General features: G+C 49.0%; 15 protein-coding genes. 8 read left to right on the top strand and 7 right to left on the bottom strand.

Translation table 11 applies throughout. The annotated features are described in order from the left end of the window. Positions 1–45: 45 nt before the first annotated feature. Entirely contained in the window at positions 46–1,497 is a 1,452-nt protein-coding gene (locus EHT87_RS15700) for a sigma-54-dependent transcriptional regulator (RefSeq protein WP_124907601.1), read from the top strand. A gap of 52 nt (positions 1,498–1,549) precedes the next feature. Here the strand turns inward: EHT87_RS15700 and EHT87_RS15695 are convergent, their stop codons facing one another. Then, positions 1,550–2,176 carry a porin family protein gene (locus tag EHT87_RS15695; protein ID WP_124907600.1) on the bottom strand — a complete coding sequence of 209 codons (627 nt, stop codon included), beginning with the start codon at positions 2,174–2,176 and terminating at the stop codon, positions 1,550–1,552. A gap of 322 nt (positions 2,177–2,498) precedes the next feature. Between EHT87_RS15695 and EHT87_RS15690 the strand changes: the two genes are divergently transcribed. The 6 genes from EHT87_RS15690 (at position 2,499) to EHT87_RS15665 (ending at position 7,010) form a co-directional block, all read left to right on the top strand. Then, positions 2,499–2,948 (top strand): response regulator, encoded by a 450-nt coding sequence (locus tag EHT87_RS15690; protein ID WP_124907599.1) that lies wholly within the window; start codon positions 2,499–2,501, stop codon positions 2,946–2,948. Next, entirely contained in the window at positions 2,932–4,395 is a 1,464-nt protein-coding gene (locus EHT87_RS15685) for a hybrid sensor histidine kinase/response regulator (protein ID WP_124907598.1), read from the top strand. The genes EHT87_RS15690 and EHT87_RS15685 overlap by 17 nt, the downstream gene beginning before the upstream one ends. A gap of 306 nt (positions 4,396–4,701) precedes the next feature. Further along, the gene (locus EHT87_RS15680) at positions 4,702–4,869 is read left to right on the top strand and encodes a DUF2188 domain-containing protein (RefSeq protein ID WP_229321122.1); all 168 of its coding nucleotides are present in this window, start codon (positions 4,702–4,704) and stop codon (positions 4,867–4,869) included. Positions 4,870–4,935: 66 nt separating this feature from the next. Then, the gene (locus EHT87_RS15675; RefSeq protein ID WP_124907596.1) at positions 4,936–5,340 is read left to right on the top strand and encodes a four-helix bundle copper-binding protein; all 405 of its coding nucleotides are present in this window, start codon (positions 4,936–4,938) and stop codon (positions 5,338–5,340) included. A gap of 359 nt (positions 5,341–5,699) precedes the next feature. Then, positions 5,700–6,203, top strand: a complete 504-nt coding sequence (locus EHT87_RS15670) for a pyridoxamine 5'-phosphate oxidase family protein (protein WP_124907595.1) — start codon at positions 5,700–5,702, stop codon at positions 6,201–6,203. 78 nt (positions 6,204–6,281) lie between these two features. Beyond that, complete coding sequence (locus tag EHT87_RS15665; protein ID WP_124907594.1) at positions 6,282–7,010, top strand: DUF3891 family protein; 729 nt, start codon at positions 6,282–6,284, stop codon at positions 7,008–7,010. Between the two features lie 55 nt (positions 7,011–7,065). Here the strand turns inward: EHT87_RS15665 and glgX are convergent, their stop codons facing one another. The 3 genes from glgX to EHT87_RS15650 form a co-directional block, all read right to left on the bottom strand. Beyond that, positions 7,066–9,168 carry a glycogen debranching protein GlgX gene (gene glgX, locus EHT87_RS15660; RefSeq protein WP_124907593.1) on the bottom strand — a complete coding sequence of 701 codons (2,103 nt, stop codon included), beginning with the start codon at positions 9,166–9,168 and terminating at the stop codon, positions 7,066–7,068. A 206-nt stretch (positions 9,169–9,374) separates the two neighbouring features. Next, positions 9,375–9,830 carry a ferritin-like domain-containing protein gene (locus EHT87_RS15655; RefSeq protein ID WP_124907592.1) on the bottom strand — a complete coding sequence of 152 codons (456 nt, stop codon included), beginning with the start codon at positions 9,828–9,830 and terminating at the stop codon, positions 9,375–9,377. A gap of 69 nt (positions 9,831–9,899) precedes the next feature. Beyond that, positions 9,900–10,631, bottom strand: a complete 732-nt coding sequence (locus EHT87_RS15650) for a YiaD family glycine zipper/OmpA-like lipoprotein (protein WP_124907591.1) — start codon at positions 10,629–10,631, stop codon at positions 9,900–9,902. 766 nt (positions 10,632–11,397) lie between these two features. Here EHT87_RS15650 and EHT87_RS15645 point away from each other — a divergent pair. Next, a complete protein-coding gene (locus tag EHT87_RS15645; RefSeq protein ID WP_124907590.1) occupies positions 11,398–11,694 on the top strand; it encodes a hypothetical protein in 297 nt (98 codons plus the stop codon). Between the two features lie 67 nt (positions 11,695–11,761). Here the strand turns inward: EHT87_RS15645 and EHT87_RS15640 are convergent, their stop codons facing one another. The 3 genes from EHT87_RS15640 to EHT87_RS15630 form a co-directional block, all read right to left on the bottom strand. After that, complete coding sequence (locus EHT87_RS15640) at positions 11,762–13,033, bottom strand: beta-propeller fold lactonase family protein (RefSeq protein ID WP_124907589.1); 1,272 nt, start codon at positions 13,031–13,033, stop codon at positions 11,762–11,764. Positions 13,034–13,135: 102 nt separating this feature from the next. After that, entirely contained in the window at positions 13,136–13,813 is a 678-nt protein-coding gene (locus EHT87_RS15635; protein WP_124907588.1) for a response regulator transcription factor, read from the bottom strand. A gap of 7 nt (positions 13,814–13,820) precedes the next feature. Continuing rightward, a complete protein-coding gene (locus EHT87_RS15630; protein WP_124907587.1) occupies positions 13,821–15,089 on the bottom strand; it encodes a sensor histidine kinase in 1,269 nt (422 codons plus the stop codon). Positions 15,090–15,208 lie beyond the last annotated feature (119 nt).

The raw sequence follows: 15,208 nt of genomic DNA, 5'->3' as shown, positions 1-15,208 counted from the left end.
ACTTTATCCCCTCATTAAGTATTTGGGCACTGTAACTGTCCCTCTATGGAAAGAATCTTAATCGTTGACGATAATACGGATATATGCCTGCTTTTAGAACGCTTTTTGTCAAAACAAGGATATAAGACGGCTTCTGTTCAACGAGGAGATGACGCCTTGGTTCTGCTGCGTAAAGACTCGTTCGAACTGGTTATCTGCGATTTCAAGCTGCCGGATGTCGATGGTCTTGAAATGCTGCGCCGAATAAAAATACTTGACCCCACTACCGCTGTTATCATCATCACCGGCTATTCCGATGTTCGAATGGCGGTGCAGACCGTGAAGCATGGTGCGTATGATTACGTTACCAAACCGCTTTATCCGGACGAAATTCTCTATACCATCAAAAGTGCACTCGACCGGCGTAGTCAGCGGACTGATGCCCGGCCGGTTGCTATTGCTGCTTCGGACCATGAAGGCGAGGAAATGCCCGAAATCAGTCCGGTAAAACCCGTTGCCAGAACTGCAAAAGCCGCCACGATTATCAACGGCGGCAAACGGTTTATCTTCGGAAAAAGCCGGGCTGCCGAAATGCTTCAGAAACACATCGACTTGATTGCCCCCACCAATATGTCGGTGATTATCACCGGCGAAACCGGAACGGGTAAAGAGTTTGTTGCCAACGCCATCCATCAGAAAAGTAAGCGGGTGGGTAAACCATTCGTTGCGATCGACTGCGGAGCTTTATCAAAAGAATTGGCTGGTAGTGAGCTGTTTGGACATACCAAAGGTGCCTTTACCGGGGCAACTTCCGATAAAATGGGTAGTTTTGAGTATGCCAATGGCGGCACTCTGTTCCTGGATGAAATCGGTAATCTCTCGTACGAAAACCAGATCAAACTGCTGCGGGTTTTGCAGGAGCGTAAGATCCGGCGGATCGGCAGCAACACCGACATTGTCGTGGATGTCCGTATTCTGGTCGCCACCAATGAAGATCTCCGTGAAGCCGTTCGTCAGGGCCGTTTTCGGGAAGATATTTTTCACCGTCTGGACGAATTCCGGATCGATCTGGCGCCCTTGCGGGAACGGAAAGCCGATATTCTGCTTTTTGCGGAACACTTTCTGGAATTGGCAAATGACCAGCTTGAAAAGAATGTGCTGGGGTTTGACGACGAAGTGAAAGATAAACTGAAAGACTACTATTGGCACGGTAACCTGCGTGAAATTCAGAACGTTGTCAAGCGGGCTGTTTTGTTGTCACAAAGCGACATGATCACGTTGGACTGCCTGCCTTATGAAATCATATCGCCCAGCTATATGATCGAAGAGAGCGGCTCGGCAGTCTCCACCGTTACTCCCGCCAATAACCTCAAGTCGGTTTCCGAAAATGCCGAACGGGCTGCCATCATTAAAGTGCTGGAAAAAACCGGTTACAATAAAACGAAAGCGGCCGAGGTTCTTAACATTGACCGGAAAACGCTCTACAACAAGCTCAAAGCCTACGACATTCATTTGTGAAAGTAAGATCGCTGGACCGCAAGCCGACCAGTTTTCGGTCCAGCGATCTCGTTTAAAATGTAAATCCTACCGAAATCTGTCCGACTGCATTTTTGGATTTTCTCATTACAAACCGGGCGGCCTCATCTTTAGCCACGGGTTGTAAACCCTGCCCATAGCGTAATCCCAGTAAAGCCGGACCGAAGTAAATCGTCAATCCACCGGCGATACCGTAATCGAATTTATTGAAATTGTCCTGGTTGATATCCCGGTAATCGGAACCCAGATCACCGTCTGAGGTTACTTTCGAATTGATGAGATAAGAAGCATACGGACCCACTTGCAAATCAACTGAATTGCCTAACTTGAATGTGGCCAACACCGGAAGCTCTACATAATTCAACTTGAATGTACTTTTTCCGCGGGCACCCAGAATATTGTAGTTGGCGGAGACACCTTTGGTCGTGTACTGTAGTTCGGGTTGAATAGCAAAAAATGAGCTTACCGGTATTTGCGTAAAAACGCCGATGTGAAAACCAATCCGTTCATTCCGATCATCTACATTATTCAGATACAGGGTGCTGGCATTTAAACCGCCTTTAATTCCGGTGCGGGGTTTCGTCTGGGCCGAAACTTCCAAAACCGGTATTGTACTAACAAGCACTGCTGAAAATAATACGGTAACAATCGCGCTTTTCATGAATTAAAAAAAGGTTGGTATACCGTAACGATGCTGATAAATCTGTGCCAGATCGAAAACATTATACCCGGGTATAGGTGTAATGTTTTGTAAACCAGTCAGTTGAAATAATGCATAGGAGAGCCTTTATTCTATTGTAGTCCAATTGCAGCAAGTGGCTTTGTGGAAGTTAATACTCAAACTGTAGAAGATGGTGAGTAAAATTTATCGAATTAAAAAAACACCTTCCAGGCAAACTTGTTCCTATTAACAAGGAGAGTACTTCTAACTTTGTCTTTAGTGAGTAATACGGGAAAGTGTTGATGTCAATATATCCACTAAAATGACAAATAAGCAATTTAATACCAGTATACTGATTGCTGACGACGATGCGGATGACCGCATGCTGATCGAGCAGGCTTTCCGGGAATGCAACCTGACATCAGAGTTGCATTTTGTGGAAGATGGAGAGGATCTGATGGATTACCTCTATCAACGTTCTCCCTATGAATCGGTTATGCGCCCCAGTCTGATCATATTGGATTTGAATATGCCGCGGAAAAACGGCATTCAGGCCCTTCGGGAAATCAAAGCTAATGAGCAATTCCGGCAAATTCCCGTCGTTGTATTGACGACTTCGACGGCCGAAGAAGACATCCTGAGAACTTACGATTTGGGCGTGAGTTCCTACATTTCCAAGCCGTTCGATTTCAGTACGTTACTGGATATTACAAACACTATAAAAAAATACTGGATTGACACCGTTTCCTTACCTGATGACTCAGCCCGATGAACTATCGGAAAAGCCTATCCGGGTTCTGTTGGTTGAGGATGATGAAGATGATTTTGTCCTGACAAAATCGTTGGTCTCCACCCGCGATAATGCCAATATTCACCTCGATTGGGTCAGTGATTTTGACTCGGCTTTAGAAAATATTTACCGCAATGCCTACGACGTTTATCTGGTCGATTACCGGTTGGGCGAACGGACCGGTATCGAGCTGATTCATGAAGCTTTTAAAGCCGGTTGCCAGACGCCCATGATCCTGCTGACGGGTCAGGACGATCTGGAGGTCGATTATTCGGCCTTGAAGCTGGGAGCTGCCGATTACCTGGTGAAAGGCCGGATCGATGCCCAGCTGCTCGGCCGGAGTATTCGCTACGCCCTGCGGCAGGCTAACGTAGTGGGCGAACTGGCCGAAAAAGAAAATAAATACCGTTCGTTATTCGAGCGCTCGATCGATGCCATTTTTGTGACTGACCGCAATTTTGAATTTCAGGAAATAAATCCTTCGCTGGAAAAACTGACGGGGTATTCAAACGAAGAATTGCAGAAGATGGACGTCCGCGAACTGTTTGACAAAACGGAAGTCTACGACCAGTTGCGTCAGCAAATCGACGGTTCGGAGCAGGTTAAAGATACGGAGATCGTGCTGGTCAGTAAAGACCGCAAAAAGATCGATTGCCTGCTTTCGGTGGTGGCCATACCCGACAAGGGCGGGGTGACCAACTGGTATCAGGCCATTGTTCGCGATGTAACGCAGCAAAAGAAGGCGCAGCGGGATCTGTTGATTGCTGAAAAACTGAGTATGACGGGCCAGATCGCCCGCAGTATTGCCCACGAAGTGCGAAATCCTTTGACGAATCTGCACCTGGCCCTCGAGCAGCTTAAGGAAGATTTACCAGCGGATGATCCGGGTTTGACGCTGTATCTCAATATTATACGCCGAAATGCCGAACGGATTGGTCAGCTGATTACTGAAATGCTCAATTCATCGAAGCCACGTGATCTGGAATTGACTTCGCACAATCTGAATGACGCCGTACGGGAAACCCTGTATCTGGTTCATGACCGGTTGCAGTTGAAAGGAATGAAATTGGTAACCGATTTTACCACGGAAGATTGCGAAGTTCCCCTCGACAAAGAACAGTTCAAAACCGCCTTACTAAACATCCTGATCAACGCTGTTGAGGCCATGAAGGAGTTTTCGGGGGTATTGACGGTGAAAACCATTCCGATCAACGAGCGAGCTATAATGGTTTGTGTGGAAGACAATGGGTCGGGAATTTCGGAAGCGAACCGCCAGCGTCTTTTTGATCCGTTTTTTACCGGAAAACAGGGCGGTATGGGGCTGGGGCTAACCACCACTCAAAATATTATCAATAGTCACCGGGGGTCTATCGAAGTGGAAAGTCAGGAAGGAGTAGGGACAACATTTCGATTAATTTTCCCCAAATAATTCATTGCTTAAATTCAAAATCACTGGCTGGTCCCGGAATTTTCCGGGACCATTTTTTTGCGAATTTCATTGTGGAAATAGTTCTACAGTGAGGAAGTTGATTTCTACAAATCGATTCCATCCACATGCGCCGGTGTTGTGTTTTACCGAGATAACTTTGGTGTAAGATACTGATTGATAGTTCTATAGCTATTCTGAAATTGATGAGCTTCTGGTGGAATAAAATGGCATAATTATCTCAATAGGATTGGCATCAACAAGCGAAACAAGAACATGGTCTGGAATCAAACTCATTTTCCCGCAGCGATGCGTTCGCTCCCTCCCAGTGTTCGTGAAAAGGCCATCGAAATTGCCAATTCACTTTTAGAACAGGGTGGCCCTGACAAGAAAGAAGTCATTTCAGCCAGTATCAATGAAGCGCGGGTCTGGGCGCGCCAGCGGTTTGTTGAATCCCGAGGAACCGCTTATAGTTGAACAGGCCACGTGTGGCGGTTTTCAGCCACTTTTTATGAATAACTAACCCGAGAAAGTGTACCCGTTATGATCTGGAAAAAAAACATTTACGACACACTGGTTGCCTGCGCCACCACCTGTGATGAATACGCGACGGAATGTTCGCGGCAACAGGATATTGAAGAATTGTACCGCTGTATTTTTTTGAGTCTGGATTGCGCTGATTTGTGCCGTCAGGTGGCCGTCCTGTACGTCCGCGGTTCTGAAAACACGCGGCTGCTGGCCCGAACCTGTATTGAAGTGTGTGAAAAATGCGCCGAAGAGTGCGAACGCATGAGTGCTGAACGGGCATGTCAGATCGCGTCGACGTGTCGCCAGTGTATCCGGGTGTGTATGGCTATTCTGGAAATGACACTTCGTCCCGACAGCGAATCCGAAATGTCGCGTACTTTATTTAATGCGTTAGGCCGTCAGGAAATGATTTACAACTAGTCTGTCGATCAATTGGTTGACGGGCTGTGTATCAGAACGGTGCTGGTATAAAAACCGGCTGGGCCATCGGTCACCGGGAAATTCAATCAGTGAACGTGTCATCGGAATCGTGTGTGGAAAAATGATTCGGCTGATAAAGAGTAATCTGACGCGTGAAACTATCTGCGAATTTCGGGTGTAAAGTGCTCTCTTGAACTGGCTATATAGAACCTGTGTCAGTCACTTAAGAAAGCCCTACGGATGAAGACCTTGGACCGGTAATCGGCACCGTCTATAAATATTCAAAAGTGAATGGCCGGTTGTATTTAGCTAACCCTAAAGACGATCGGCTTTCTAATTTTAGTTTAACAAATCGAATTATGGCAACATTAGAAGAACGGAATGCGGGCATGGAAAAAGTTAGCAAGCTAATCAACGACATTCGGGTTGGTATGTTAACCACACAGGACGAACAGGGAAACCTGGTGAGTCGTCCAATGGCCGTTATGCAGGTGGACGAGAATGGCGATCTGTGGTTTCTGACGAAGGAAAACTCCCCAAAAACCGATCAGATCAGCAAAAATTATAAGGTAAATGTCGCCTTTGCCAATGCACCGGACGCATCGTATGTATCGGTGAGCGGAACGGCAGAAGAACTTCAGGACCGCGCCAAAGTGGAGGAATTGTGGTCACCCATGGCCAAACCGTGGTTCCCCGATGGCAAAGATGATCCGTCGCTTTCCATTCTGAAAGTGCATACCGAAACCGCTGAATACTGGGATTCGACGTCCAGCCGCATGATCCGGCTTTTTGAAATGGCGCGTGCGGCTTTGACCGGTGACACGTATCGCGAAGGAGAAAATAAAGTGGTGGAAAATCGCTGAAAAATTGATAGTAGTGAGCGAAAATGCCGGCTTATCAGGTCGGCATTTTTGCGTAATGGACCGGATGGTTGCATACTTATGATCGTAAAAAATAAAGATTTCGGTTGGGAACTGATTCACCAGCAGGCACATGGCCTTTTAGCTGTGAAAATTGCCATGCACTGGGATCCCGCTAAAAGATCCAAACGATGGATTGAAACGCTCGTTGCTCTCACGGAGCATGACGATGGTCAGGAGCCGTGGGAAGACACAAACCACCTCACGAGTGCGGGAGCCCCAATGGATTTTCGAATTGAAGAATATTCCGTGGGGCAAGCCAAACGGATGATTGAAATTGCGCTGGAAAAAAGCCGCTGGAATGCGCTGATGGTATCCCTCCACGCTACTTTTTTATACAGTGCGCTGGCTCATAAAAATGAAGAATTGGCGCGCTTTCTCGATGACCAGCAGCAGAATCAGAAACAATGGATAAAGCAAATGAAACTCGACAGGAAAGAGGTCGACTTTGCGTATGCATTTGTGCAGTGGTGTGATGCTTTGTCCCTCATACTGTGTCAGGGCCACCTGCCCGAAAACGGCCGCCGGCTGGAAATCAGTCCCGGCCCCGATGGGATTTCCTACTACATCTATCAGCGTTCCGATGAGTCCGTAGGGGTAGACCCGTGGCCCTTCGATTCGCCGGAGTTTACGATCGAAGTAGAAGCTTATCAACTGCACCAGCTACGTTTTAAAAACGACACCGAGCTGTATGAATGCATTCAGCAGGCGCCGGTTGAGGAAAAAGTGTGGAAATTCAGGCAGGAATAATGAACGTGGGACGATGAACGATGACTACACGCTATCGTCCATCGTCCCGCAGTCATCATTCTTTTAATTTAAACAGAACCACCGAGCGCCCTTTGATTTCAAAAGGCTCGCGGGCAGAAACTTCGTAAGGAACCTGGGCATCCAGATCGGTATTGACCAGAACCTGCCAGGTGTGTTTGCGGCCAATTTTGGGAAGTTTGAAGGGCAATGTCTCCCAGAAAGCGTTCAACAAGATAAACAAATGCCCTTCGCCGATCGCTTCGCCGTTTTCGTCCTGTTCGTCAACTTTCGTTCCGTCGATCAACAAGCCGAGGCAGCGGGTTATGCCGTCGTTCCAGTTCACATCAGTCATGGGTTTACCATCGACGCGGATCCAGACGAATTCTTCCTGGCTGTAAAATTTCCGTCGGCGCAACAGCGGCATCGCCTGCCGTAGCGCAATGAGTTGCCGGGTAAAATCAAATAAGGCCTGTTGTTCGGTCGTCCACTCCCAATCGAACCAGCTGATTTCGTTATCCTGACTGTAAGCGTTGTTATTTCCCTGCTGCGTACGACCGTATTCGTCGCCCATCACGATCATCGGCGTTCCCTGACTCAAAAACAGCGTCGCCAGAAAGTTTCGCTTTTGCTGTTCGCGCGCCCGAACAATCGTTTCGTCGTCGGTAGGGCCTTCGGCACCCATGTTCCAGCTCCGGTTATCGTTGGTGCCGTCCATGTTATTCTCGCCGTTAGCCTCGTTATGTTTGTCGTTATAACTGACCAAGTCGTTGAGCGTAAAACCGTCATGAGCCGTGATCAGGTTGATGCTGTTGGCGGGCTGACGACCATCGTTATACAGATCCGGACTCCCCAGAATGCGCGCGGCTAATTCGCCCGCCAAACCGGTATCGCCTTTCCAGTACGATCGTACACTATCCCGGTATTTCCCGTTCCACTCCGACCAGTTTACCGGAAAATTTCCGACGTGATACGACTGGACGTCCCAGGGTTCGGCAATCAGTTTTACCTGCGACAAAACCGGGTCCTGCTGGATGGTTTCCAGAAATGACGACAACTGACCGGCGGCATTCAGGCTATGCGCCAGTGCCGTAGCCAGGTCGAACCGGAATCCATCGACGTGCATCTCCGTTACCCAATACCGCAGGCTATCCATCACCAACTGAAGTGTGCGCGGATGGCTCATATTCAGGGTATTGCCTGTGCCGGTATAGTCCATATAAAAGGTTTCATTTCCTTCAACCAGCCAGTAATAAGCCGGATTGTCGATGCCCCGGAAGGAGAGTGTCGGCCCGTGCTGATTGCCTTCTGCCGTATGGTTATAAACCACATCCAGAACCACCTCGATACCGGCTTTATGCAACGCTTTCACCATTTCCTTGAATTCGTTGACCGCATGGCCGATGGTCCCTTTGGAGGCATATTCGCTGTGGGGCGCAAAATAACCGATGGAATTATACCCCCAGTAGGTTTCACTCGTAAACTGGTGAATGGGCATCAGTTCGACCGTTGTAATGCCCAGCGATTTCAGGTAATCCGTCACTTCAGAGCTGCCCAAACCGGCATACGTTCCCCGAATCTTTTTGGGCAGATCAGGGTGTTGCTTCGTAAACCCCTTCACGTGTAATTCGTAAAAGATAGTACGGTTTAGCGGAATATCCGGTCGCTGGTCATCTTCCCAATCAAAAGTGGAATCGATCACCACCGACTTGGGAACAAAGGGGGCACTGTCATCTGGCTGAGGTTCCGAATACCGGTTTTCATCCTGATTATCAGGATCGAATCCCAACTGCGCGATATGGCTTTCAATGGGCCCGCTAATGGCTTTGGCGTAGGGGTCCAGGAGTAATTTTTTGGGGTTGAACAAGAAGCCCTGCGATGGTTCAAAAGGTCCATCAACCCGGTAACCGTATAATTGTCCGGGCTGAATGGCGTCCAGATAAATGTGCCAGACGTGCTCCGTGCGTTCCGTCAGCGGAATACAGATGGTTTCTTTCGTTGGATCGTCCGTGTCGAATAAACACAAGGTGACGCCGGTGGCATGTTCGCTAAAAAGGGCAAAATTAACCCCTTCACTATCCCAGGTTGCGCCTAAAGGGTACGGTTTCCCTGGTCTGGATCGAATCTCTTCAGGGTTTTCTACAGTATGTATGTTTTCCATATAAAAAATGAGTTACCGGGGTACTTTGGTTTCAGTATTACTGTCAGTGTTGATAGGATTTTAAAATGGGTTTCAGTCAATTCTGGCAGGAGTAAACCGGCTACTAATTCAACAATTCAATGATTTGGATTGTTTTTGTATACAAAAAAAAGTCCCGGATTCAACTGAATCCGGGACTTCTTCAGCCCTAAAATGAGAATACGTACCTAAACTACCTGAGCCAGCCGCGACATCGACGCGTGGGCCGAATCGATCCGTTCTTTTTGCCGGAGTAACAATTCGCGGGTACTGGCGGGCAAACTGGTGCTTTGCAGAATTTCCTGATAGTCGTCCAGAGCCTGACCGTCACCGCGTTTGCATTCTTCCACTACGGCTTTATCGTCGTTTCCTGTAAAAGAAGTTTTGATATTTATCCAGGCGCGGTGCAGATCGGCCGCCAGACTTGTGCTGTTTTCCGGATCACCGCCCAGTGTGCGGATTTCGCGGTCAATTTCGAGCGCATATTCTCCTCGTTGCCGGGACTGAGCCAGAAATAAACTCTTTAACTCCGCGTCTTTTACGTTTTCAGCGGCTTCCTGATAGCCCCGTTCGCCGTCGCGTGTCCGCGTCAAAAGCGTATTCAGTCGGTCCAGAATTTCGCTGTTTGTGTTTCCTACTTCCATAACGTTTTTTAATGATCAGTGAATACTAATAAACATGACAACTCCCCTTGGTTGGGCAAGGGTAAGAACTTAACTATTTATATTTCCAATGGTTCCGCGTTCGGCGGCTTTTCTCAATTTTTCGTTGGCAAAAATGGCCACTTCAACCCGGCGGTTCTGCTGACGGCCCGATACACTGCCGTTGTCAGCAATAGGCTGGCTTTCGCCGTAGCCTTTCTCCGTCAATCGATTCCCTTTGATTCCTTCGGATTGCAACAGTTTAGCTACCGTTTTGGCCCGGCGTTCCGAGAGCTGGAGGTTGTGTTTATCAGAACCGGTATTATCGGCGTGACCTTCGATCAGTACTTCGGTATCTTCGTACTTTTTCAGAGTTTCGGCTAGTTTTTCGATGTTTTGCCGGTTGGCAGACTTCAGGTTGTACTGATCGACGTCAAACAACAAATCGGAATCGAATGTGATCCTGATTCCTTCGCCGACTCGTTCGATCCGGGCGTTTTCGAGACTCCGGCGCAGCTCTTCGGCCTGCTTATCCATTCGCCGGCCAATCAAAGCGCCACCGGCACCACCCACTGTGGCACCCAGAATGGCACCGATGGCCGTGTTGCCCGACCTCCGGCCGATTAACCCGCCGGCTACGGCACCAGCACCGGCCCCAATCATGGCCCCGCGCTGGGTATTATTCGTATTCTTCCTAATTGATTTACATCCTGTCATGGTATTAGCTGCAAGAATACTTCCGGCTAATACGAGTGCCACCGCTCTGATCTTGAAAAAATTTAAAGATTGGCTGTGTTTTATCATGGTGAGTTTGAAACGTTGGTTCACCTCAAGTAGAGCCAAAAGCCGTACCAGTTACAAATAAACGGCGGAGTAATGACTAATCTCAATGGGTAATGATTTGAAAATAAGCAGGTTATACAGAGTTCGCTGAAAAATTGATCAAGTTTCATATTTTATTACGGATTGGGGAGCAGAAGAAACAGACGGTAATGCCTGTGGAAGTCTTTCTACACTCGCATCCGTAGATTTACCAACATATTCATATTTCAATAAGTAAGATACTGTAGGAGAATGCGTTAAGTAAAATGTTAGTTTTTGGTAGGTCGACGATTCGAATAATTAAGTAATATTGCCTTATTTTACTAAACGGTTACAAATGATTAATATCTGGCCTGATTTGTGCACGTAACTTATCATTTTTTGCACTGTTCTATTTACGTGTATGTACTCTCGAGATTCAACCATTACTCTACGGTTAAGGCGGAACGTGGCGTTTCCACGACTTGCTGAGATGTTGAAAGAAGCACGTCAATCCGAATTTAAAACATTAATGCAGGCGATTGATTGCGCTAATAATCGTTATGTGAAGGGAAGTGATCACTGGATTTTGCGCGGGGACAATGGAGTTTATTGGGTAGTTCGGCCGCGAGTAGCTGAATATTTGGTAAGCGCCGGGTATGAATTGGCTTTTGGGAGATAGTTGACCACGAAAAGCAGAAGGGATGAAATTGGAAAAAGAGCAAAACTTTTTCTATTTTCATCCCTTCTGCTTGATACGAATACCGAAATGAAACAACGCCGGGGATTGTGGGTAAGCTTAGTTAGTGGATGGTTGCTGACGGGTTGTATGGCTTCAAACTGCCCAATCAAGAGTTGCCACGTTCGGATGGAACATCCCCACGGTGGCCGCACCTACCGCGGAACCTTTTTCGGAACCATGCACAGCCCGACCTGGTGGCTGTCGAACCGCAAAGGCGAGGGCGCGCGAGCTTCCATGGCCAGCGACCGCAAAGGATCGAAACCGGAAAAAGGCGATGGCAAACAGAAGAAAGTGAAAAAGCAATTCCGCTGGGAAAGGGTGTAGAATTAGGAGTTAAGAGTTATGAGTTAGCTGGCGCACTCTTTTTTAACTCTTAACTCCCAACTCTTAACTAATAAACGCGTACGGTGTGACTGCCGCGGGCTACGTTGATTTTGCCCGGCATTTTTTCCAGCGCCGGTTTGTCGCCTTTGGTCACTTTCCAGAATTCGATGGCACCAGTGCGGTCGCCATAGTCGAGGAATTCGGAAACCGCCACCGCAATGGCATTTCCGCTTTTATCGAACTCCACACTTTGGGGCATAATTCCTTCAAACGGATACTCGTTTGCCAGGGCTAATTTGCCTTCTTTGTCAAGTGAATAAACGGATAAGGAGCTTTTTCCGGCCCCGGCATTGCCGAAAGGCTGGTACGACTGGCCCGCGTTTGCTACAATGACCATCGAACCGTCGGGGCTGATTGTCAGCGCTTCCGCACTCTCACCCGAAGCCGTTTGCGAAACAATTTTGTGTTCGCCCGGGGTGTCCTCCGTGCTGAACTGGACCACGAACAATTCGCCTTTTCCGGCTCCCTGAGCGCTGGCGCCCTTCTTGATATCAGATACGATGAAGAATTTTCCGTCGGGCGAGAACTTGCCGGTTGCGGGCATTCCACCTACTTTGATGGGTTTACCGTGGGGAACGATATTCGGTTTTTTGGCCGCATCGAGTGAAAATTTCATGACGCCGACTTCCTGCGTGTCTTCAATAACGTAGGCAATAAAATCACCGGCCGGACTCCACACCAGATCCGTAATGCGCGCACCCGGAACCGGAGAGGCTGCCGTGATCACCCGCTTGGGTGTACCGGTATTGTCAATTTCGATCAGACGCATCTCTTTGCCCGCTTCGCCGGATGCCACCGCCAGGGTATTTCCCTGCGGATTGATGGTGATGGCCGTTGGCAGGTTGCCGACGCTAACCACTTTGGCGGTGGGTTTGGCCGGGGCCAGATCAACAATGAACATCCGTGCAGCGGCCGGCAAATCTTTAACCCCGCCTTTGAGCGTAGCCACGCTGTCGCCCAACTGACCGCGGCCTTCCAACACGAAAGCAAAGCGTCCGTTCGGCGTTACCACGGCGGCTTTGTCATACAGCGCCGATGAATTGGAGATTGGAGCAGTGGTGATGTTCTGACCGCTGCGGTCGAGCGGAAATTTAACCACCGTCAGCACATCACGGCTGGTTTTACTTTTGTACAAGTTACCATCCACCAGGGCCGAAGCTGCCATGTCGGCGTCTGACAGCACAACAATGCCTTTGGCGGTAAACTGGATGGGGTCCTGCTGGGCGAATACCCCCGTTGTCAATAAAGTGGCAAGGGCAACCAAACTCTGTTTTTTCATACTGCTAATAGAAGGGTTATATCTTTGGATATTACGCAAATATAGCCGAAAGCCGCAATTTTAGTAAGCGGCTTTCCAGTTAACGTAAAGTTTATTTCAGCGTTAAAACAAAAAACGAAAGCCGATTCCGTGTAGATTTTCAATTCGAATGGAAGGGTCGTGACCGAGTCGTTTCCGGAGCCGGGAGATGAAGACGTCTAAACTGCGACCCATAAAATAATCGTCATCGCCCCAGATGGTTTTCAGGATTTCATCGCGCCGGATCAAGGTGTTCGGACGCTTCATCAGGTAGTGCAGCACTTCGGCTTCGCGGTGGGTCAGGGTCTGGAGCTGGCCATCTTTTTCCAGCGTCAGATTCTGGAAGTTGAACTGGTACAAGCCGATGGTTTGGCACGAACCGGCGGAAACCGGTGGCTTACGCCGGCGGAGAAAGACGTTGATTTTCAGAATCAGTTCTTCAATGCTGAAGGGTTTGGTCATGTAATCGTCGGCCCCCAGCCGAAGCCCCTGCAAACGGTCGTCCTTGTCGGCCCGTGCACTCAGAAACAGCATGGGAATCTCGGCGTCGATCTGTCGAATCTGCCGGGCCAGCGTAAAGCCGTCGGATTGGGGCAACATCACATCCAGGATGCACAGATCGAACGGCTGGCGTTCAAAACACCGCCAGGCATCGAGGCCGTTTGTGCAATGAACCACCTGAAACTGTGCTAATTCAAGGTTGTCTTTCGTGACAAAGCTCAGGTTTACATCATCCTCAACGTACAGCAGAAGGGGTTTCATCGCGTATTCAGAAGTTTAGGAAGGCGGTTTTCTTCGTTTCCCCGACTTTCACCGTAAAAATGCTACCGACTCCGGGAATACTTTCGAGCACGATTTGCCAGCGGTGGGCCTTGATTACTTTCCAGACGTAATACAAACCCAGTCCAAATCCTTTCACCGCGTGAACGTTTCCGGTTGGTACACGATAAAACTGATTGAAAACGACCTGATGGTGTTCCCGGGCAATTCCAATGCCGTTGTCCTGGACCGACCAAAGCAGCCGGTTTCCCTCGTTTCGGGTTTGCACCAGAATGTGCGGAACCGCTGTATTGTATTTCAAAGCGTTGTCGATCAGGTTGTTGATGACGTTTTCCAGGTGATACCGATCCGCCCGGATGACGGCGTTTTCGGCCCGGAGTTCCAGGGTAACGTGCGGATGAAAAACCGTGGCCGCTTCCGTCAGCAGTTCATGCAGGTCGACTTCCGTGGCGTTGATCGTGAACTGCATCCGTTCGGAGCGCGACAGTTGCAGCACGTTGCTGACCTGCTTCTGAAGCCGGAGGCTCTCTTCCTGCACGACACGAACGTACTGGCGGTGCCGTTCGGGCTGGCTGAAGATCGAATCCGACTGGAGCACGTCGGCGGCAATGCGCAGGGTGGCAACGGGCGTTTGCAGTTCGTGGGTGATGTTGTTGATAAAATCGCGCTGCACTTCGGTCAGCTTGCGCTGCCGCAGGACCACCACCAGCGTGTAGCCAAAGAAAAGAACAACGAGCAAAACCGCGGCCGAGGAGGCAATCCAGCCGTCCAGATGACCGGCGATAAAACTGGTCTGGCTCGGAAAATGAATGCCGAAATAATACGGACTGCGCGAGAATTTGGGCAGATTCCGGCTGGCCTGGACCGTCTCCGGATTGGCGTTCAGGCTCACGAAAGCCCCGTAAATCATCCGGTCGCTTTCGCAATTGTAAATACCGTATTCAAAATCCGTAATCAGGTGGTGGTTGCGCAGGGAATTCTGAATGTAGTGTTCCAGGATGCCCGGATCGACGGGCGAGTCGGTATTGACGATGAAATAATCCGGCGAAAGCTGGGTAACGGCCGTATAGCTTTGGGTGATTCCATTGAGCCGGCCCACCTGATTGGCCACGTCCTGCAGGGCGATGAAAGCCGTTTGCCGGAACTGGCGTTCCCGTAACGCATACGCCTTGCGCACCCACACAATTTGAACGGTGATGATGCCGATGATCGAAATAACCGACAAAATAATCAGGATGCGGAAAACGCGTCGGGACATGCTCGCTGGAGGTTTCCTGAAAAAAGAGGACTGAAATCCAAAAGTCGGCTTTCGGCGGTTAAAAATCAACTCATTAACATCTCGTTAACAACCATTCGCTACCCGTTAACACCGGGCTG

The sequence above is a fragment of the Larkinella knui genome, assembly GCF_003858645.1.
Lineage (GTDB): Bacteria > Bacteroidota > Bacteroidia > Cytophagales > Spirosomataceae > Larkinella > Larkinella knui.
Note: the sequence above shows the minus strand (reverse complement) of the source record. Positions and strands in the feature narration are given on the sequence as shown.

Coding starts and splice junctions, on each gene's coding strand:
- EHT87_RS15700 (WP_124907601.1), top strand. CDS start 46: ATGGAAAGAATCTTAATCGTTGACGATAATACGGATATATGCCTGCTT.
- EHT87_RS15695 (WP_124907600.1), bottom strand. CDS start 2,176: ATGAAAAGCGCGATTGTTACCGTATTATTTTCAGCAGTGCTTGTTAGT.
- EHT87_RS15690 (WP_124907599.1), top strand. CDS start 2,499: ATGACAAATAAGCAATTTAATACCAGTATACTGATTGCTGACGACGAT.
- EHT87_RS15685 (WP_124907598.1), top strand. CDS start 2,932: ATGACTCAGCCCGATGAACTATCGGAAAAGCCTATCCGGGTTCTGTTG.
- EHT87_RS15680 (WP_229321122.1), top strand. CDS start 4,702: ATGCGTTCGCTCCCTCCCAGTGTTCGTGAAAAGGCCATCGAAATTGCC.
- EHT87_RS15675 (WP_124907596.1), top strand. CDS start 4,936: ATGATCTGGAAAAAAAACATTTACGACACACTGGTTGCCTGCGCCACC.
- EHT87_RS15670 (WP_124907595.1), top strand. CDS start 5,700: ATGGCAACATTAGAAGAACGGAATGCGGGCATGGAAAAAGTTAGCAAG.
- EHT87_RS15665 (WP_124907594.1), top strand. CDS start 6,282: ATGATCGTAAAAAATAAAGATTTCGGTTGGGAACTGATTCACCAGCAG.
- glgX (WP_124907593.1), bottom strand. CDS start 9,168: ATGGAAAACATACATACTGTAGAAAACCCTGAAGAGATTCGATCCAGA.
- EHT87_RS15655 (WP_124907592.1), bottom strand. CDS start 9,830: ATGGAAGTAGGAAACACAAACAGCGAAATTCTGGACCGACTGAATACG.
- EHT87_RS15650 (WP_124907591.1), bottom strand. CDS start 10,631: ATGATAAAACACAGCCAATCTTTAAATTTTTTCAAGATCAGAGCGGTG.
- EHT87_RS15645 (WP_124907590.1), top strand. CDS start 11,398: ATGAAACAACGCCGGGGATTGTGGGTAAGCTTAGTTAGTGGATGGTTG.
- EHT87_RS15640 (WP_124907589.1), bottom strand. CDS start 13,033: ATGAAAAAACAGAGTTTGGTTGCCCTTGCCACTTTATTGACAACGGGG.
- EHT87_RS15635 (WP_124907588.1), bottom strand. CDS start 13,813: ATGAAACCCCTTCTGCTGTACGTTGAGGATGATGTAAACCTGAGCTTT.
- EHT87_RS15630 (WP_124907587.1), bottom strand. CDS start 15,089: ATGTCCCGACGCGTTTTCCGCATCCTGATTATTTTGTCGGTTATTTCG.